Source organism: Sporosarcina luteola (assembly GCF_023715245.1).
GTDB lineage: Bacteria > Bacillota > Bacilli > Bacillales_A > Planococcaceae > Sporosarcina > Sporosarcina luteola_C.
The window spans coordinates 2,140,593-2,158,524 of the sequence record NZ_JAMBNV010000001.1 but is presented as its reverse complement, the minus strand read 5'-3'; the positions used below and the strand labels follow the sequence as shown (position 1 = coordinate 2,158,524).

Sequence of the window (17,932 nt, the reverse complement as noted above, 5' to 3'; positions counted from 1 at the left end):
GTCCGTTTCGTAAAGGGTTTTAGGAAGTAGCTAAATTGGGGGTGAGTTATATGTTATTGGTATATATTGTTATTGGACTATTTATTTTGTATTTAGTCATCTTTGCAGCAGTAAAGGATGCGATTGATAAGTCGGAAGTTGGAAAGTTACTAATAATGAAGTATAGAGTTAACAATAAAACTCTTCCGGTCAGTGACGAGGAAATAGAAAAGGAGTTAGAAGACGATTTTAAGGATTAGAAATAGGGGATGATAAATAGTAAACTAAAGGTCACGTTAGTAGGGAAATAAAGGACATAACGCTAAATACGTTATGTCCTTTATTGCTAGTTAGTGAATTTCTCAATTTCATCCTTATGATCATCCACTAACGTATCTAACAACTGATTTATTTTTTTGTCGAATTCTTCTACTTCATCAGCTTCAACAGATTCAAATGTCTGCCCAAGCATCTCTTCAATGTAAGCAATCATATAAACGCTTGTTTCACTCATTATTTCATAATGTTTAACGAGATACTCATCTAGATCCATTCCCAGTTTTTTAGCTTGGGATTCTGGGAATTGACGTCTTTCTTTTGCCATTTCACTGTCGTCGTCCTTTGGTGGATAAAGCTCTACTACTGAACTTTTCGTTTCCTGAATTTCTTGGAGTTTGTCAGACACATCGAGATTCAATCTCTTTGCTTCTTGGACGGCTAATTTCGCTTTTATCATCCCATCTAGATTCTCTAAAACTTTATCATCCTCATATAAAAAGCGCAGTTCACCGACTGTAATTTCTTCCCCTCTTACAATGGCCGCAACGTCGTCATCCTCATACTTGGAAATAGAATTGCATCCAGCCAGGATTAGTAAACAGCTAAGAAACATGACACTTGTAATTCTTTTCATTCATCCCACCCCTTTGTTTACATGAACACTCCTCATTCATTCACAAACAACAATTTGCCGCTCGAAGGTCCCCTTTTTCGCAACACAGCGATCAACGATTTCGAAGCCTGCTTCAGTAATCATATGATCCATTGGTTCAATCGTGACAACGACCAGTCTCGAAGTAATTCGTCTAGCGTCTTTTAAGATTTCCTGTTGTCCTTCAGCGGTGATGTGCGTGAAGAGATTATAGGGCATGTCAATAATCGCAGCATCATATGTATCCGTCACATCGGAAATAGGGCCGATGACAACTTCCCCCTCCAACCCGAAGTGGGCGAGGTTCTTCCTCGAGCCGAGACAGACGAGAGGGTTGATGTCTCTGCCGACAATGTCAATGCCCATGGAGCGCGCTTCTACCAAGACCGTGCCGATTCCGCAACAAGGATCGATTGCCCGAATCCCTTCCGGATGCGGTACGGCGATGTTTGCGACAGCCCGGGCAACGCGTGTACTCAGCGCAGTGGAATACATATGAGGCTTTTGCATATGAAACCGCCAGATCGGCTCGCTCTCCACTAAAATGCCGAAATGCCAAATTTCATCCAGTGAGACAATCCCGAAATTGACCTTCGGCTCCAGTAAATCCGCTTCCCCTTGGATAACTTCACCGATCTTCCGCTCAATGCTGCGCCGCTCCGGATGATGGAGTTTTGCAGTCGTGTCAAGGGCGATCGAGTTCAGGCAAGTCACTTTGAATGATTTATGGGTGACAAATTCAGATGCCTGCTCGATTAGTTCGTCCAAATTGTTCCCGGAGAATAGTACTTCAAGTCGCTCCTTCATGAAAGGGCTCCTGCTCGGATCGATCTTTACACTGCTCTTGATGAGATTCGATGGCCCGTCAAAACCGAAAAAGGCCCTCATTTCCAACCGACAAAGATCATGTTCGTCAGTTTGCCTTACATATGTGTAGATGAATTCTTTGTTTTCAACTTCAAATGCATGTTTCAATTTGCCGCCTCGATCCCTTCAAGCAATTTGAAGAGGAACTGATAGGCGAGGTCAATGGCATCTTTTATTGCCATGTCCTTTTGGAAGCCGTCAAGTTGGTCGAGAGGAATATTTACATCCCAAAGACCGTCCTTGTCTGAGAACATTGCGCTATAAGTTTTCAAACCGAGATTTTCATCCAAATAGTCCTTCAGGAAAGCACCCCATTTTTTCTGGACTTTCAAACCGAAGAGGACAGTGAACGTCCTGAAGACATCATCCATTTCAATAGCGATACCATCGATACCGATTGTTTCGAATGCATCCGATTCAACATACAAGAATTCCTCGGCATTTTTGGAGAAATAAGAGACAGGCTCTTTCATGAAGGAATCCTGTTCTTCCTTGAGCACAACTTCTGTCTCTTTCAAGCATCTCTCAATGACTGGAAAGCTCCATTCTTTATTTTCAACTTCAATGTTTTCAGTAAGTAAACCTTGTTTAACAGCGTACTCTCTTTCAATCGGGAACAATGAAGTACCGTCTTGAGAGACTAATTTAGCGATTTTATCTTTCAACATGGAAGACACTCCTTTTCACTCACAAGTATACATCACTTCATAACTCTTATGCCGGGTTATTCATCCGGATACCAAGGATTCAAATGGATGAGCACTTCATCCACATCTGCATGTTCATTGATGATTAAATTTCGGATTTCACTCGAAATGTCATGGCCTTCCTGGATCGTCAACGTTCCGGAAATGCCGATCCGTAAATCGACAAGTACATAATGCCCGTGCTCGCGCGCACGTAGTCTGTCAATCCTTTTCACTTCAGGGACCGTACGAATCAACGCGGCAAATTCCCGGAGCCGCTCTTCGGACACGTTTTTTTCCATCAGGATGTCCATTGAATCTTTCCCTATCTCATATGCAAGTCTGAGGACAAGCACAGAGACGATTACCCCTGCAAAAGGGTCTCCGTATAACAGGAAAGGGATATGATAAGCGTCGCCGATCAATGCCAAGCCGATACCGACAACAGCTGCGAGCGATGCATAGACGTCTGCCAAATGGTCATACGCCGTAGCAATCAAACCTTTACTGTTCACTTTCTTGCCAATGCGCATCGTGTAGATATAGAGGGCCTGCTTCCAGATGAGGGATATGATGGCTGTGAGTAGGGCGATGACACTCGCTTTCGCCGGATCCTCAAAAAAAGCTTTGACTGCTTCGTATCCGATATATATGGCTGCAATCCCTAAAATGATCGCAACAATGCCAGACCCAATGACTTCAGCTTTTCCATGACCGTAAGGATGATCGTCATCAGCAGGACGTTGTGAATATCGCATGGACGTCAATGCGGCAGCTGATGCGACGACATCTCCCGCGTTATGGAAGCCATCCGCCAGTAAAACGGGACTGTTGAACAGCACCCCAACGAGGATTTTCAGGACGGTTAAAACGATATTACTCATCAAGCTGATCCATATCGCAAAAACTGAAGCGATGGAATGGTTTTGGTTAGTTGACATTAATCTGGCCTCCAAGCATTTTTTCCCTAGGGAAACAAAAACCCTTGACATATTGTTGTCAAGGGTTGGGCAAAATATAATTTATTGGTGCAATCATCATATACATTTATCATGGTCATCACTCTTTTTTCGTCAGTCAGTAAAGCATAGCACTAACCACCAGTGTGGGCAAGGAATCGGCAAAGAATGACAAAGGTTGCAACTTGAATCGGATTTCATTGCAATTGCTAGATCGATTTATTATAATACAATATAATGAATAAAAATACATATGAGAGGTTGATACTATATGAAACTTTGGGGAGGCCGTTTTACAAGCCGCGCTGATGAAATTATGGAGCAGTTCAACACGTCATTGCCTGTTGATTATAGATTATACAAGGAAGATATAGCAGGAAGCTTGGCACACGTCGCGATGCTTGTCCATACCGATTTACTGACTCCTGAAGAAGGGGACTTGCTCGTACAAGGATTGGAATCGATAAAGCATGATATTGAAAACGGTGACCTCGACATTGAAGGGGATTATGAAGATATCCACTCTTTCGTAGAGATGAATTTGACAGAACGAATCGGGGAAACGGGGAAGAAGCTCCATACCGCGCGCAGCAGGAACGACCAAGTGGCGGTCGATATGCGCCTGTATGCAAAGAATAAAGCGGTCGAAGTCATAGACGGCTTGCAGACTCTGATCGATTCCTTGCATGCAAAAGCTGCAGCGAATAATGTCATCATGCCAGGATATACACATTTGCAACGAGCACAAGTCGTCACATTCGGCCATCATTTAGGAGCCTATGAGCAAATGTTCAAGCGTGATAAAAAACGTGTCGGCAATGCGCTGGATTTATTGGATGAAAACCCGTTAGGATGCGGAGCGCTTGCAGGTACTACACATAATATCGACAGAAACGTGACGACTACACTATTAGGCTTTTCGAAACCGGTCGATAACTTTCTTGACGGTGTGAGCGACCGGGATTATATGCTGGAACTCATGTCCGACTTCTCCATTATCATGATGCATTTGAGCCGTTTAAGCGAAGAGCTGATTTTATGGAGCAGCCAGGAATTTAAATTTATCTCGATGGCAGATGCATACTCGACGGGCAGCAGTATCATGCCGCAGAAGAAAAACCCGGACGCAGCTGAACTCATCCGCGGCAAAACTGGAAGAGTGTACGGCTCCTTATTCGCTTTATTGACGACATTGAAAGGTTTGCCTCTGACGTATAACAAAGACATGCAAGAGGATAAAGAGCAGTTTTTTGACGCGCTCGATACTGTACTTGATTGCATGGAGATCATGTCGAAGATGATCGACACATTGACAGTGAATGCAGACAATATGAAAGCGGCCATCAAAGCCGGCTTCCTGAATGCAACTGAAGTCGCCGATTATTTGGTAGCGAAAGGCACACCGTTCCGTGACGCCCATGAAATCGTCGGTAAAATCATCATTTATTGCGAAGCGGAGAAGAAAGCGATTGAAGATTTGACTGTGCAGGAGCTTGCTAAGTTCAGTGAGAAAATCGAAGATGACATTTACGACTATATCGACTACGAAAATATTTTGACGAAGGGGAATAAGGGGTTGATGAGGGAAGTCGGCGAGTAAGCGAATACGCCGGGAAACCGTGTGCTCATAAAAGTCGTTTTTGAGCTCATAAAACCAGAAAGCCAGAGGGATTTCCTCTGGCTTTTCTCATACGCTCTGAATTCTATAATGAATCGTCAAAAACGGTATCGAAAAAATCCACATTTCATGCCTTGCGGTCAGCGAGCCGTCTCCTTCTCCGCGAACAACGAAATTTTCCTCTAGCGGCAGTCTAAAATACTTTCCTAATTTCGTTGTCAAATAGATACCCGCGTCTGAATCAGGAAAAATTTTCATGCTCGTCAGCTGCAAGTCATCTCCATGTTCGATCAACTCCAAGACGCCTGTCATCGTGGAACAAGGGAGCGGCAATGCGATATTCATGAAATACCGTCCTTCTTTCGTTTGATGTGAGGAATAAAGGGCGATGAATGCATAGTGTTCATCCACCTTTCGGATCCAAGCGCGGACATCCTCCCGTCCATCCACGCCATTATGTAATGTAAGTATATCGCCCGTCATTTCAACCTCATTCCGATGGAGCGGCAAATTGATCTGCTCCGTTCTCCGGCTAATGAATGAATAAAAAAATGCAAATGGCTTGAACCATCGATGCCAATGGACAGTGGCGAACAGGCGGTAATCGATCGTGTTTTCGTAAAAATCCAGGATACGAGGCGAAACCTTGTTTATTCCATAAAGATTCATGTTATCAACAAGACCTCTATGCTTACCCGGCTCGCCAAGCTGAGCGATACGCTGCTTTCCTTTTACTCTACTAATCGGGAAATTTGGTTCTTTATAAACGGAAGAGGGAACGGACAACGCCCATCCAACAATGCCAAATAGCGCAAAGACAATGCAATTCAAGACGCCATGGAAGCGAAGCATGAAGTCAATCGTAATGGAAGTGAGACCGAAACCATTTCCTAGTACGTAAAGGAGCGAGAAGACTATTGTGAGACCGAGCGACGTGAATGAAGTGACGATGAGCCATTTTTGCATACGGGTCGGAAAGCGCGTACGCCATGCAATTGCGATTAATCCAGCCAATCCGACGATGTAAAGGAGTACAGAAAACAACTCGATCCATCTTGAAAAGGTAATGCCGATTGCGACGACCATCGGTGCTGCCAATAAGAGTCCTGTGAAAAACGAAAAGGACTTCGGCTTATACAGCCTTCCCAGAAGTCCAATGAAAATAGGCAATAAAAATGCGGAGTAATGGAAATGAATGCCGGTCAGCCAAGTTAATAATGGGGTGAAGCCCGTATCAATATCCGCTATATAGGCAAAATACCAACCACCGCCGAGTGCTATGTACATCATCCCGAGATCGATTGAAAACTCCTCGATATTTGTGAATCCGCGGCGCAAAAACCGGGTCAGTCCATACAATGCAATGATAACTGTGAACGCCAAATAGATGATGGCAGGAATCGCGGACCATTCAGGTGAAAATAGTTGGATGATAGCAATCGATATATAGGCTGGAATCGCAAAAAAAGAATAGAACCTCGAAAACCAATCCCCACGCTTCATTACTGAACGAAGTGCTATCGGTACATAAACGATCTGCGCAATTGTCAGCAATAAAAATGGCCACGGCTCCTTACTAAAAACTGCTATGATCATAAAGAATAGAAAGTGGATAAGCACGAATTTACGCATCTTGGACAAACTCCCCTTCATAGGAAAAGACATGGCCGATCAGCGGATTCCGTACGTTTACGTTTATACGATAAACCGCGGCCGCTTCATCATAACATTCCGTCACCGTCGCTAAACCTTGCAAGAGCTTTGGTAAAGGCAACTCGACTTTGCCGAGGACGAGGCGTTGATTCAAAGAATGGATCGTCAGCGAACCATCATCCGAAACGTCGAAAGCCAAATCGGAATAGACTAGTGGCGGCTCCCCGAGATAATCTTTTATGACAAGGCGTTTTTCATCCAAGCTCATCAACGCATTGAAATAGCGCTTTGTCGTACCGAAATGAAAGATGCGCTCCCAATGAATTTGACTTTCGCCATTGGAGCCAAGAAAGGCTGTGTTCTTGATTGAAAATGGAACGTTTATTCCTCGTTCCGGGAATAGCAGTTTCCAGTTGACACCAATCTTGAAAAGGGGATATAGCCACTTAGGGCCTCCTTTAATTTCCTTCATTGTTCCCGTCGCTTCAAAAACATTGCCATCTGCAAGGTCATAACGTTTTTGCAGCATCGGATGCAACCGTTTGAAATTTTCTCCGAGAACCGTTCTATAAATTGACACTTGTCCATTCACCTTTTCCTTTTGCAACTTTTTGCTGTAGGGACGTCTTCACTCGTCCAATAACCGATAAGTGATAGAACAAACAATGACAGATTGAATGTCACTGGGTTAAAGGGGTGCATAGCCACGTCAGGAGCCGCAATGATCGCTGCAACGGTGAGTAAAGGAAGACTGCTATCTGAATGGCGAATAAATGCTTTTTCTTCTGATAAAAGAACCAAAGAATCCCTAACAGCACCTCAGCGATGCCAATGCCGATTATCATTGCAGTTAGTTTTGAATCCTCCAGGGGTAATGCGCTCGCCAACATCCGTTTCTCCTCGGGGTGGTTCCCGATGATTTTTGGAATAAGTCCATGATAAATCCATATGAAGGAAAACAGTATGGCAAGTCCATATGTCGAGAAAAAGCGGAAGTATTGGGAACGGGGAGCTTCCCCTTTCTCAAGCCATCGTTTCAACACATCGAAACTGAGGGCAGTGCCCCATCCAATGATAGGGCGGAAGATGAATGTATCAAACGCTTTGCCGAACTTACCAAAATTCGGATCATAATCATATTGCGTTAAAAATCTCGTCCCTTCTTGCCGGAGCTCATATTTCCAGTATCCTTTTCCTTCCTTAATTGGCGAAAACCATTGATCAGTTCCGAAATGAAGAGAGGAAGACCGCGTGCCATCTCCTTTATTGAATGTCCCTGTACTTTTCCCCCAGCCTTCAACGGTGAATAGGGGAGTGACGCTCCGTTTGTACGTGAACTTCTGCGGCTCGCCATCTTTTTTCGGCAAATAGGTGATGGAGGAGAACCTCAGATCCCACTGCGAATGCAAGTCCGGATCTTGAGAAGCATTCCATACATTATCTATATTTGAATCAATCTCTATTTCAACGTAAATAGGCTTTTTTTTCATACATTTTCACCTCATAGCAATGACGATTTTGGAAAAGATAGGTTGCTGAACTGGAGTATGAAAAGTTATCGGTCATTTTCACAAATTTATCGTTCATTTCGCTAAAGATATCGATCAATCTAACATAGTTATCGATCATTTTCTAACAGTTATCGGTCAAATTTCGGAATTTATCGTCATTTCGGGACTAATGACTCAACGGGTTCTAACTATCTCGAATCAACCGCAAGAAAAAAAGGAGCCTCTAAGCTCCTTTTTTTCATCCCATTATATTGTAGCCACCATCGACGTAAATGATTTCGCCGGTTACACCGCTTGAAAGATCGCTTAACATCGCAATTGACATCTTCGCGACTTCCTCATTAGTAATATTGCGTCTCAACGGAGCTTTTTCTTCGATTTGCCCCAAAATCGTGTTGAAGGAAGGAACGCCTTTCGCGGAAAGGGTACGGACTGCGCCTGCTGATATCGCATTGACGCGGATCGCTTCTTTCCCCAAATCATTTGCCAAATATTTGACAGATGCTTCAAGCGCCGCTTTTGCTACACCCATGACATTATATCCGTCAAGGACCCGTTCTGCACCTAAATAGCTCATTGTGATGATTGAGCCGCCTTCTGTCATATAGCGGCGCGCTTCCCTAGCTGTCGCCACCAATGAATAAGCGCTTGAATCTTGTGCGAATGCATAGCCGCTCCTTGATGTTTCGACAAAATCATTGCGTAAATCTTCTGCATGCGCAAATGCGATCGAGTGGACAACTCCGTGGATTGTTCCGAGAGTTTCACCGATCAATGTAAATGCATGTTGAATGCTTTCATCTTCATTCACATCACATTGGACGATCATCTTCGGTTCCAGTCCATTGCTTTCCAATGCTTTCTCGAGCTTGGCAAGGGAACGTTCTTTACGGTACGTGAAAATAACGTTCGCACCGACTTCAAAAAGGGACTTCGCTACACCCCACGCAATGCTTCGCTCGTTTGCAACACCCATGACGACAATGTTCTTTCCTTTAAGCTTCAATAAATCTTCCATAATGGCCTCCTCAATCGGTAGAAAACTATCACCTAATATTAGTACCTGATAATAACAATAGTATAGCATATTCTCCTTTAATTCAAAACTCCAATCATAAAGCAGGGAATGAAAAATTAATACAAAATTTATAATAATACAGTTGACTTTATATTTATGCATACGTATACTATTCCTAACGATAAAAGGGGTGGGAGACATGAAGATAGGAATCATCGGTTCTACCGGGTATGGCGGGCTTGAATTGATTCGATTGCTGCACAATCATCCGGAAGTGGAACAAATCGATTTATTCACATCATCAGATGAAGGGACATCGTTTTCCGCCAAATTTCCACATGTCACGAACATGTATGATCAGCCTCTTCTAAAAATCGATCGTGATCAATTGAAGGGCTATGACGTCCTGTTTGCGAGTACACCGGCGGGAGTGACGAGCCATTTACTGCCACCGCTTATCGGCAGTGGACCTAAACTGATAGATTTGTCCGGCGACTTCCGTTTGAAAGATACAGCGGAGTATGAGCAATGGTATAAGAAAACTCCTGCACCAGCTGAAGCGATTGAGCAAAGCGCATACGGATTGACGGAATGGAATTACGAAACAATTAAAAACGCGCAGCTCATTGCGAACCCGGGCTGCTATCCGACTGCAGTGCTACTTTCTTTACTGCCGTTACTTAAAGAGAGACTGATAGATCCCTCGGGACTTATCATCGATGCGAAGAGCGGCGTGTCAGGAGCCGGGAATACACCGGGGCAGATGACGCATTTCAGTGAAACAAATGAAAACTTTTCCATTTATAAAATACATGAGCACCAGCATATTCCCGAAATTGAACAAGGGATTGCCCAGTTTAGTAATCAAAAAGTTCCAGTGACGTTCACAACACATCTCGTTCCGATGACGAGGGGGATAATGGCTACGAGCTATGCACCCGTGAAGACGAGCGTCACGGAAGAACAGCTTGTCAACCGTTTGAAAGACACCTATGAGGGCAAGCCATTTGTGAGGATCATGAATCAATCGAAGAAATTTTGCACGAAGCAAGTGGCCGGTTCGAACTTCTGTGATATTCACGTGAAAGTGGATCCTAGGACGAATAGGGCAACGATCGTTTCCGTTATCGATAACTTGGTGAAAGGGGCTGCCGGGCAGGCAGTCCAGAATATGAATGTGCAATTCGGTTTGGATGAAACGACAGGATTGACACAAGTTCCATTATTCATTTAAAGAGGAGGAATTGGTATGGCGGTAGCTGTTCAACAATTGAAACCCGTATCAGGCAAAAATATTGCAACACCTAAAGGGTTCAAAGCGGTCGGCATCCATTGCGGACTGAAGCATAAGAAATACGATTTGGCGGTATTGCTAAGCGACGTTCCGGCGAGTGTCGCGGGTGTATTTACAACGAACGCCATCCAGGCGGCCCCTCTTGTAGTGACGAAAGAAGTTGTGCACAAAAACGGGAAGATGCAGGCGGTCATCGTCAATTCAGGCAATGCGAATGCATGCACGGGGAAACAGGGCATGATCGATGCGCTCACGATGCAAGAGAAGACGGCTCAGCAATTCGGCATCGCACCGAACTTGGTTGGAGTCGCCTCGACAGGTGTTATCGGTGAGAAATTGAATATGGAACCTTTGTTGAAAGGGATCGAACAGCTGAAGCCGACAAACACGCTTGAAGGGTCCATTCAGTTTTCTCAAGCAATCTTGACGACAGATACGGTCACGAAGAACACTGCTTACCGAACAGAAGTGGATGGCAAAGAAGTCATCATCGCGGGAACAGCGAAAGGTTCAGGAATGATTGAACCAAATATGGCAACGATGCTCGGCTTCATAACGACCGATGCGAAAATTGACTCTGTCCATTTACAGGGAGCGTTGAAGTCTGTAACTGATGTGACATTCAATTCGATTACCGTCGATGGGGATACGTCCACGAACGATATGGTCCTCGTACTTGCGAACGGCATGGCGGACAATCAACCATTATCTCCTGCCCATCCTGACTGGGACTCCTTCATCAAAACCTTACATGCAGTCGCACAAGATCTTGCGAAAATGATTGCAAAGGATGGGGAAGGGGCGACAAAGCTCATCGAAGTGGAAGTGGAAGGAGCTCTGACAGACGCAGAAGCGAGGAAAATTGCGAAGACGGTCGTCGGGTCTCCATTAGTTAAAACAGCAGTGTTCGGTTGCGACGCGAACTGGGGAAGGGTCATTGCAGCGGTCGGGTATAGCGGTGCGTCAGTCGATCCTCTAGGAATTACAATTAAGATTGGTGACACGCCAGTCGTGAAGGACGGCGAACCGGTTTTCTTCTCGGAAGAGCAGCTGCTACATTACTTGAAACAGCCTGAAGTAAAGATCTACGTCGGGTTGAATAAAGGAAATGGCCACGGAATAGCATGGGGGTGCGATTTGACATATGACTACGTTCAAATCAATGCTTCTTACCGATCGTAAACGGATTGTCATTAAGCTCGGAGGCAGTATGCTCGAAGGGTTGCAAAGCGGTTTTTTTACGAAATTCCACGAAATGAAAAGTGCCGGCTACGAAATTGTCATCGTCCATGGAGGCGGGCCTTCCATCAATACAGCGTTAAAGAAGAATGCGATTGCGTCGAACATTGACAATGGCATTCGGGTCACTTGCGATCAATCCATCGCAATCGTGAGGGATGTCTTAATCGGTGAAGTGAATCCATCACTTGTCCATCAGTTGAATCGTGAAGGCATCGATGCAATTGGACTGAGCGGATTCGACGGGAAACTATTGTCGTGTACTTTACTCGATAAAGACCGATATGGCTTCGTCGGTGACATACAACATGTGAATGACCGTCTGCTTGAAAAATTACTAGCCAGTGGAATTGTTCCTGTCGTCTCATGTATCGGTGCGACGGAATGCGGTAAACCGCTCAATATCAACGCGGATACAGTTGCTAGCAAAATTGCGCTAGCGATTGGTGCGGAGAGTCTCCTGTTTGTGACGGATACACCTGGAATAAAGATCGGAAATGAAATTCAATCTGCCGTCTCGTCAAGTGATATCGTGAAATGGATTGAGGATGGGGATATATACGGTGGGATGATCCCGAAAGTGAATGCTGCAATCGACTGCTTGGATGCCGGCGTGCCATCCGTCCAAATTGCAGATCAGCATTTGGCAGGCACAACAATCGGATTTGAGGAGGTCTTCAGTTGAGTACGTTATTCAAAAATTATGCACGGCGACCGGTGCATCTCGTAAAAGGCGAGGGGACAGTCGTTGAAGATGCAGATGGCAAGCAATATCTCGATTTCACAAGCGGCATAGCTGTTGTCAGCCTAGGACATGCACATCCTGCAATCGTCAATGCGATTCAAGTTCAAAGTGAAAAGCTGTGGCATGTATCGAATTTATTCGAAAGCCCAGAGCAGGGAAATCTCGCTGCTTCATTAATGAATGACACGCACTTCTCTCATGCTTTCTTTTGCAATAGCGGAGCGGAAGCGAATGAAGCGGCCATCAAGCTCGCAAGAAAGCATACAGGCAAATCGACGATCATCACCTTCGACCAATCATTTCATGGGCGAACATTCGGAGCGATGGCGGCGACAGGCCAGGATAAAATCAAGCAAGGATTCGGCCCAATGCTTGAAACGTTCAAGACGGTGCCGTTCAATGACTTGTCATCTCTGGAAGCGGTGATCGATGATGATGTAGCGGCGATCATGCTTGAAGTGATCCAAGGGGAAGGTGGAATCCACGCAGTAACTCCCGAGTTCGCTACTGTCATTTCTGACATTTGCAAGTCGAAGGGGATTTTATGCATTGTCGATGAAGTCCAAACCGGCATCGGTAGAACTGGTACACGCTACGCCTACGAGCAGTCGGGTTTAAAACCCGACATTATGACACTCGCCAAAGGATTGGGTGGGGGCTTCCCGATTGGGGCGATGCTCGGAATAGCTGAACTATTCGATTCGTTCGGACCTGGAACGCATGGCACCACATTCGGAGGGAACCCGCTTGCTGTCGCAGTTGCGCAGACAGTAGTGGATCATGTTTTCGACAAAAATTTTCTGAAGGATGTCCAGGAGAAATCCGAAGCTTTGATTCAGAGATTGAAAGAGAGCCTGCCGCCTGAACAATTCGACATCCGCGGAAAGGGATTGCTCATTGGCATCGATTGCAAGGGAGACGTTTCTCCTTACATCCGCCAAGCGGAAGAAGCAGGGCTCCTTATCGTGCAGGCCGGTTCCGATGTAATTCGCTTGCTGCCACCGTTGACTGTCACTGAGGAGGAAATCGACCAGGCAGTCGACATCTTGACTTCCATTGTACTCGTGCCATCGACTATATGATAAAAAAAGCGGATCTCCCGGACTGGGGAAATCCGTTTTTCTCTGGTTTGGAATAGGTGATTAGTCCTGAGAGGAGCATAACTCACCTCAACTCGCGAAAACCTCGCAAAGATTGCGCCAAAACGGTCTCACACTCGCGCATAACTCGTTGGGGTTACGCCAAAACGCCACTCACCTCGCTCAAACCTCCCACTAACACCGTCTCTTAAGAAAGATCTCCCATTATGATATGCTCAAATAGCATTTATCACGGAAGAGAGGCGATAGGATGAAGCTCGAAGAAACACAAAGCTACACTAAGCAACTTAGCTTCGGGAAAAAAACTTGGTTATTGATTATCGGTATTATCTTTATCGCTTCAACGTTACGTTCACCTTTGACGTCCGTTGGCCCGATTATCGGTCCGATACGGGATGGGCTGGGAATGTCGAATGTACTGGCGGGCTTAGTGACGACAATCCCTCTTTTGGCGTTCGCCTTCATATCGCCAATAGCTCCTAAACTATCGAAGAGGTTCGGTATGGAGTTGACTCTATTCATCTCTCTATGTTTATTGACGGTCGGCATCTTAATCCGTTCGGCTGGATCCATATTGTTTTTAGTCGCTGGGACGTTCCTTATCGGTGTCGCTATCGCGTTCGGGAATGTATTGTTGCCAGCCTTGTTGAAATTAAGCTTTCCATTACATATTGGGTTAATGACGGGAATCTACTCGGTCGCCATGAACATATCAGCGACAACGGCTTCGGGCATCAGCGCACCGATTGTACTCAATACACAATTCGGTTGGCAAGGTGCATTGGGGATATGGGCTGCCTTATCCGCGCTAGCGTTGCTATTATGGATACCTCAGCTGAAAAACAGAGTATCCTTGCAAACGGTAGATGAAAAAGCATCTATAGAGAAATCACCTATCTTATGGCGCTCACCGATTGCTTGGGCGGTCACGTTTTTCATGGGGCTGCAGTCATTGCTATTTTATTGTACAGCTGCATGGCTGCCTGAAATACTCATATCTGAGGGCATGACGGCCGAGAAAGCGGGCTGGATGTTTTCCCTTTTACAATTATCACAGTTGCCGATGACATTCATCATTCCAATTCTCGCAGGAAAATTGAAGGATCAGCGGATGATCGTAGTCGGCGTAGCGGCTTTATATTTGATTGGCTATGGCGGCGTTCTCGCAGGGGGATTATCGTGGACTCCATTATGGATGATTGCAATCGGGATTGCCGGCGGTGCTTCCTTTGGACTCGCAATGATGTTTTTCACACTGCGGACGGAGACCCATACAGAGGCCGCTGAGTTATCAGGAATGGCCCAATCATCAGGCTATCTGCTAGCAGCTATCGGACCTGTGCTATTTGGGTTTCTTCATGATGCGACGGGTTCTTGGAAAAGTCCGTTGTTGATTTTTATGCTAGCTTCATTGCTCTTCCTTATTTTTGGATTGAAAGCAGGTCGAGATGAAAAGGTGACAGTTTAAAATGAATGTAACTTTTACCAATCCACTCCGTCTGATTCATTGAATAGCCGAAGTAAGGAGAGAGAGATTATGAAAAAAATTGGAGCAGTTGCATTAACCGCATTATTGGCAGGAAGCGCGTGGACACCTTTTGCAGTTCAGGCAAACGAAGACGTGATTCAAATGGAAAAAGAAGAAGTGAAGGATGCTTCGGAGTATGTGAGAGCGATAGGGGTTATTACGAATATCGAGGACAGGGATAACGATCTGATGGTAACTGTCGAAAATGAACAAGGTCTTATCACGATTTTCCGCATTCAAGACAAGACACTTCTATTCAATAGCGGTACGACAAATGACATGAAGCCGACCGACTTGAAAAAGGACATGAAAGTGGAAGCGTATTACGATAAAAACAAGCCGATGATCTTGATTTATCCAGCGCAAATTACACCGGAACTTTTCTTTGTCATCGATGAAGAAAAACAGGGCAGCGTCAAAGTCAGTAAATTCGATGCAGATTTCCTCAGCTTGGATAAAGAACTGAAGCTGAACATTGGGGAAGAGACGACAATCGTTAACGAAGAGGGCAAGAAAATTAGTAAGGCTGAGTTGAAAGGCAAGGAATTGGTCGTGTTTTATTCAATTACGACAAGAAGCTTGCCGCCACAAACGCCCCCTACTAAAGTTATCGCACTTGACCCATTGACCGATGAGGGCACGGGTGAAGGAGTAGAGGAAACTCCTGTAACTCCGGAGATTCCAGAATCCATAAGTGACATAATTGAAAGCGACCATTACATGAAAGACGGCGTGAAGATGATTCCGTTGCGCAAAGTTGCGGAAGAGCTCGGGTATTATGTGCTCTCCCAGTCAAAAATCAATGGAGCACTTCTCACAAAAGGGAATGTCTCTTTTACAATCACTCGCGGTGAGAAAATGTACGGCTACAATAAAAGCCTCCAACAATTCACCATTGCGCCTGAGTTGATTGGCGGCAATAAAACATACGTGTCTGAAGACATTCTTGAATTGCTGCTTAGCAACGATTAATTACTATATAGCCCGGAGCTGCTTACGATAGCAGAATTCCGGGCTGTTTTTTGTTCAAACGAGAGGGTGACCTATAAGTGTACACACTTCTTTGACAGTCTTCTCATACAATGAAATAGGATGGGGAATGTCACTCACACTTAGAAGGAAGTGTTTGAGTTGTATAAAAAAAATAATAATGGAAATCAAAATCCTGCGTATACACTAAATGATTTATTAAAAGGGAAAGACTTAGAAATCATTGCAGCATCACTTCTATTATTAGGAAAGCTACGAGTGGATTCTGTCATACTTTTCCGTAATAGCCCAACTGTTACGGTGACATTACTCGGTGCTTTCCAAGATGAAGCGAAAAATGGTAATAAAATGGCTGATTTCTTAAGTGAAAATGGAGATATTACAATTGATGAAATTTTTGAAGGCATTCAAAGTCGTATGAATAGAGGATAGGAGAGATAAGAATGGTCGGCAACACGACAGGTAACAATACGACCGGTTTTTCAGGGACTTCATTCATAAACATAGTCATTCTAATTATTTTATTGTTATTAGTCATCTTTGGTTCTGCTGATTTAAGCAAACTCACCGGTGCACCTTAATGGTGAAAAAACGAGTATCAACAGCATAGTAAAAGGGCTGCCAGACTTAATTTCAAGTCATGGGCAACCCTTTTATTTTATGACAAACGTTCTTTGAAATCCTCATAACCAAATTCCTTGATGACTTTCGGACCGTCTGCAATAGTATTCAGTACGATTGCAGGTAACTCCATCCCGTTGAATGTGTTGTTCTTCACCATGGAATAATGGGCCATGTCACAGAAGACAAGCCTATCCCCGGCAGTTAACGGGTGATCAAACGAGTAATCTCCGATAACATCCCCCGCCAAGCAAGTTGGTCCGCCAAACCGGTATGTGATTGTTTTTTCGTTAGGCAGCCCTGCACCGACGATTTCTGGCCGGTATGGCATCTCCAAAACGTCAGGCATATGGCATGAAGCCGACGTATCCAAAATGGCAAGCGGCATTCCGTTATGCAACGTATCCAACACAGTCGTTACAAGGAAGCCGGTGTTCAATGCGATTGCTTCGCCGGGTTCCAAATACACATCAAGTCCATATTTCTCCTTCATGAATAGAATCGATTCGACTAGTGTCTCAATGTCATAGTCGGGACGGGTAATATGGTGACCGCCGCCGAAATTGATCCATTTCATGTTTTTTAAATACTTGCCGAACTTTTCATCAACGACTTGAATCGTACGGGCAAGCGTGTCGGAATTCTGCTCGCACATCGTATGGAAATGCAAGCCGCTGATCCCTTCCAACTCATCCGGTTCGAAATTCTCTAGCGTTACGCCGAATCGGGAGAAAGTGAAGCATGGATTATACATATCCACATCAATTTCCGAGTACTCGGGATTGATCCGAATTCCGCATTCGATCGGTTTTGGATAGTTTTTCACTTGATCTCTGAAACGTCTCCATTGATCAAACGAGTTGAACACGAGATGATCGGAGTACGATAGGATTTCCTCAAAATCAGATTCTGTGAATGCTGGGGAGTACGTATGGACTTCTTTTCCCATCTCTTCATATCCTAATTTCGCTTCCAATAATCCACTTGATGTCACTCCGTTTAAATATTGCCCAATGAGTGGGTAGACGGAGAACATTGAAAATCCTTTTTGGGCCAATAAAATTTTACAGCCTGTCCGGTCAATAATCGACTTCAGCAGTTCCAAATTTTTGATTAACAATCCTTCATCGACTACATACGAAGGGGAGGGGACTGCTTGTGGATCGAAATTCAACTTCATTTGTTGCGTACCT

At 44.7% G+C, this 17,932-nt stretch carries 19 protein-coding genes; 10 read left to right on the top strand and 9 right to left on the bottom strand.

Annotation, left to right across the window (positions count from 1 at the left end):
• The first annotated feature begins 50 nt into the window (after positions 1 to 50).
• Positions 51 to 239 carry a hypothetical protein gene (locus tag M3152_RS10440; protein ID WP_251695054.1) on the top strand — a complete coding sequence of 63 codons (189 nt, stop codon included), beginning with the start codon at positions 51 to 53 and terminating at the stop codon, positions 237 to 239.
• 86 nt (positions 240 to 325) lie between these two features.
• Here M3152_RS10440 and M3152_RS10435 read toward each other — a convergent pair whose 3' ends face one another.
• The 4 genes from M3152_RS10435 to M3152_RS10420 are packed head-to-tail and all read right to left on the bottom strand — an operon-like array spanning position 326 to position 3,404.
• Entirely contained in the window at positions 326 to 892 is a 567-nt protein-coding gene (locus M3152_RS10435; RefSeq protein ID WP_251695053.1) for a hypothetical protein, read from the bottom strand.
• Positions 893 to 928: 36 nt separating this feature from the next.
• Complete coding sequence (locus M3152_RS10430; protein ID WP_251695052.1) at positions 929 to 1,885, bottom strand: TRM11 family SAM-dependent methyltransferase; 957 nt, start codon at positions 1,883 to 1,885, stop codon at positions 929 to 931.
• The gene (locus tag M3152_RS10425; RefSeq protein WP_251695051.1) at positions 1,882 to 2,445 is read right to left on the bottom strand and encodes a branched-chain amino acid aminotransferase; all 564 of its coding nucleotides are present in this window, start codon (positions 2,443 to 2,445) and stop codon (positions 1,882 to 1,884) included. Before M3152_RS10425 ends, M3152_RS10430 begins: the two co-directional genes overlap by 4 nt.
• 56 nt (positions 2,446 to 2,501) lie before the next feature.
• Positions 2,502 to 3,404 (bottom strand): cation diffusion facilitator family transporter, encoded by a 903-nt coding sequence (locus tag M3152_RS10420; RefSeq protein ID WP_251695050.1) that lies wholly within the window; start codon positions 3,402 to 3,404, stop codon positions 2,502 to 2,504.
• Between the two features lie 289 nt (positions 3,405 to 3,693).
• Between M3152_RS10420 and argH the strand changes: the two genes are divergently transcribed.
• Positions 3,694 to 5,022 (top strand): argininosuccinate lyase, encoded by a 1,329-nt coding sequence (gene argH, locus M3152_RS10415; protein WP_251695049.1) that lies wholly within the window; start codon positions 3,694 to 3,696, stop codon positions 5,020 to 5,022.
• An 87-nt stretch (positions 5,023 to 5,109) separates the two neighbouring features.
• Here argH and M3152_RS10410 read toward each other — a convergent pair whose 3' ends face one another.
• From M3152_RS10410 to M3152_RS10395, 4 genes are all read right to left on the bottom strand, one after another.
• A complete protein-coding gene (locus M3152_RS10410; protein WP_251695048.1) occupies positions 5,110 to 6,672 on the bottom strand; it encodes a YndJ family protein in 1,563 nt (520 codons plus the stop codon).
• Positions 6,665 to 7,273, bottom strand: coding sequence for a DUF4166 domain-containing protein (locus tag M3152_RS10405; RefSeq protein ID WP_251695047.1), 609 nt, complete (start codon positions 7,271 to 7,273; stop codon positions 6,665 to 6,667). The genes M3152_RS10410 and M3152_RS10405 overlap by 8 nt, the downstream gene beginning before the upstream one ends.
• Positions 7,274 to 7,373: 100 nt before the next feature.
• Positions 7,374 to 8,183 (bottom strand): DoxX-like family protein, encoded by an 810-nt coding sequence (locus M3152_RS10400; protein ID WP_353056610.1) that lies wholly within the window; start codon positions 8,181 to 8,183, stop codon positions 7,374 to 7,376.
• Positions 8,184 to 8,442: 259 nt separating this feature from the next.
• A complete protein-coding gene (locus tag M3152_RS10395) occupies positions 8,443 to 9,222 on the bottom strand; it encodes an enoyl-ACP reductase FabI (RefSeq protein WP_251695046.1) in 780 nt (259 codons plus the stop codon).
• A gap of 199 nt (positions 9,223 to 9,421) precedes the next feature.
• Between M3152_RS10395 and argC the strand changes: the two genes are divergently transcribed.
• From argC to M3152_RS10355, 8 genes are all read left to right on the top strand, one after another.
• Positions 9,422 to 10,456, top strand: a complete 1,035-nt coding sequence (argC, locus tag M3152_RS10390) for an N-acetyl-gamma-glutamyl-phosphate reductase (protein WP_251695045.1) — start codon at positions 9,422 to 9,424, stop codon at positions 10,454 to 10,456.
• Between the two features lie 15 nt (positions 10,457 to 10,471).
• Positions 10,472 to 11,698: a bifunctional ornithine acetyltransferase/N-acetylglutamate synthase gene (gene argJ, locus M3152_RS10385; protein WP_251695044.1), complete on the top strand. Its 1,227-nt coding sequence runs from the start codon at positions 10,472 to 10,474 to the stop codon at positions 11,696 to 11,698.
• Positions 11,661 to 12,440, top strand: a complete 780-nt coding sequence (gene argB, locus M3152_RS10380) for an acetylglutamate kinase (RefSeq protein WP_251695043.1) — start codon at positions 11,661 to 11,663, stop codon at positions 12,438 to 12,440. The genes argJ and argB overlap by 38 nt, the downstream gene beginning before the upstream one ends.
• Complete coding sequence (locus tag M3152_RS10375; RefSeq protein ID WP_251695042.1) at positions 12,437 to 13,582, top strand: acetylornithine transaminase; 1,146 nt, start codon at positions 12,437 to 12,439, stop codon at positions 13,580 to 13,582. The genes argB and M3152_RS10375 overlap by 4 nt, the downstream gene beginning before the upstream one ends.
• 268 nt (positions 13,583 to 13,850) lie before the next feature.
• A complete protein-coding gene (locus M3152_RS10370) occupies positions 13,851 to 15,068 on the top strand; it encodes a CynX/NimT family MFS transporter (RefSeq protein WP_251695041.1) in 1,218 nt (405 codons plus the stop codon).
• Between the two features lie 69 nt (positions 15,069 to 15,137).
• The gene (locus M3152_RS10365; RefSeq protein WP_251695040.1) at positions 15,138 to 16,100 is read left to right on the top strand and encodes a stalk domain-containing protein; all 963 of its coding nucleotides are present in this window, start codon (positions 15,138 to 15,140) and stop codon (positions 16,098 to 16,100) included.
• Between the two features lie 159 nt (positions 16,101 to 16,259).
• Positions 16,260 to 16,550, top strand: coding sequence for a hypothetical protein (locus M3152_RS10360; RefSeq protein WP_251695039.1), 291 nt, complete (start codon positions 16,260 to 16,262; stop codon positions 16,548 to 16,550).
• Between the two features lie 11 nt (positions 16,551 to 16,561).
• Positions 16,562 to 16,699, top strand: coding sequence for a hypothetical protein (locus M3152_RS10355; RefSeq protein WP_251695038.1), 138 nt, complete (start codon positions 16,562 to 16,564; stop codon positions 16,697 to 16,699).
• Positions 16,700 to 16,776: 77 nt separating this feature from the next.
• Here M3152_RS10355 and nspC read toward each other — a convergent pair whose 3' ends face one another.
• A complete protein-coding gene (nspC, locus tag M3152_RS10350) occupies positions 16,777 to 17,913 on the bottom strand; it encodes a carboxynorspermidine decarboxylase (protein ID WP_410055891.1) in 1,137 nt (378 codons plus the stop codon).
• Positions 17,914 to 17,932 lie beyond the last annotated feature (19 nt).

Coding starts and splice junctions, on each gene's coding strand:
- M3152_RS10440 (WP_251695054.1), top strand. CDS start 51: ATGTTATTGGTATATATTGTTATTGGACTATTTATTTTGTATTTAGTC.
- M3152_RS10435 (WP_251695053.1), bottom strand. CDS start 892: ATGAAAAGAATTACAAGTGTCATGTTTCTTAGCTGTTTACTAATCCTG.
- M3152_RS10425 (WP_251695051.1), bottom strand. CDS start 2,445: ATGTTGAAAGATAAAATCGCTAAATTAGTCTCTCAAGACGGTACTTCA.
- M3152_RS10420 (WP_251695050.1), bottom strand. CDS start 3,404: ATGTCAACTAACCAAAACCATTCCATCGCTTCAGTTTTTGCGATATGG.
- argH (WP_251695049.1), top strand. CDS start 3,694: ATGAAACTTTGGGGAGGCCGTTTTACAAGCCGCGCTGATGAAATTATG.
- M3152_RS10410 (WP_251695048.1), bottom strand. CDS start 6,672: ATGCGTAAATTCGTGCTTATCCACTTTCTATTCTTTATGATCATAGCA.
- M3152_RS10400 (WP_353056610.1), bottom strand. CDS start 8,183: ATGAAAAAAAAGCCTATTTACGTTGAAATAGAGATTGATTCAAATATA.
- M3152_RS10395 (WP_251695046.1), bottom strand. CDS start 9,222: ATGGAAGATTTATTGAAGCTTAAAGGAAAGAACATTGTCGTCATGGGT.
- argC (WP_251695045.1), top strand. CDS start 9,422: ATGAAGATAGGAATCATCGGTTCTACCGGGTATGGCGGGCTTGAATTG.
- argJ (WP_251695044.1), top strand. CDS start 10,472: ATGGCGGTAGCTGTTCAACAATTGAAACCCGTATCAGGCAAAAATATT.
- argB (WP_251695043.1), top strand. CDS start 11,661: ATGACTACGTTCAAATCAATGCTTCTTACCGATCGTAAACGGATTGTC.
- M3152_RS10370 (WP_251695041.1), top strand. CDS start 13,851: ATGAAGCTCGAAGAAACACAAAGCTACACTAAGCAACTTAGCTTCGGG.
- M3152_RS10365 (WP_251695040.1), top strand. CDS start 15,138: ATGAAAAAAATTGGAGCAGTTGCATTAACCGCATTATTGGCAGGAAGC.
- M3152_RS10355 (WP_251695038.1), top strand. CDS start 16,562: ATGGTCGGCAACACGACAGGTAACAATACGACCGGTTTTTCAGGGACT.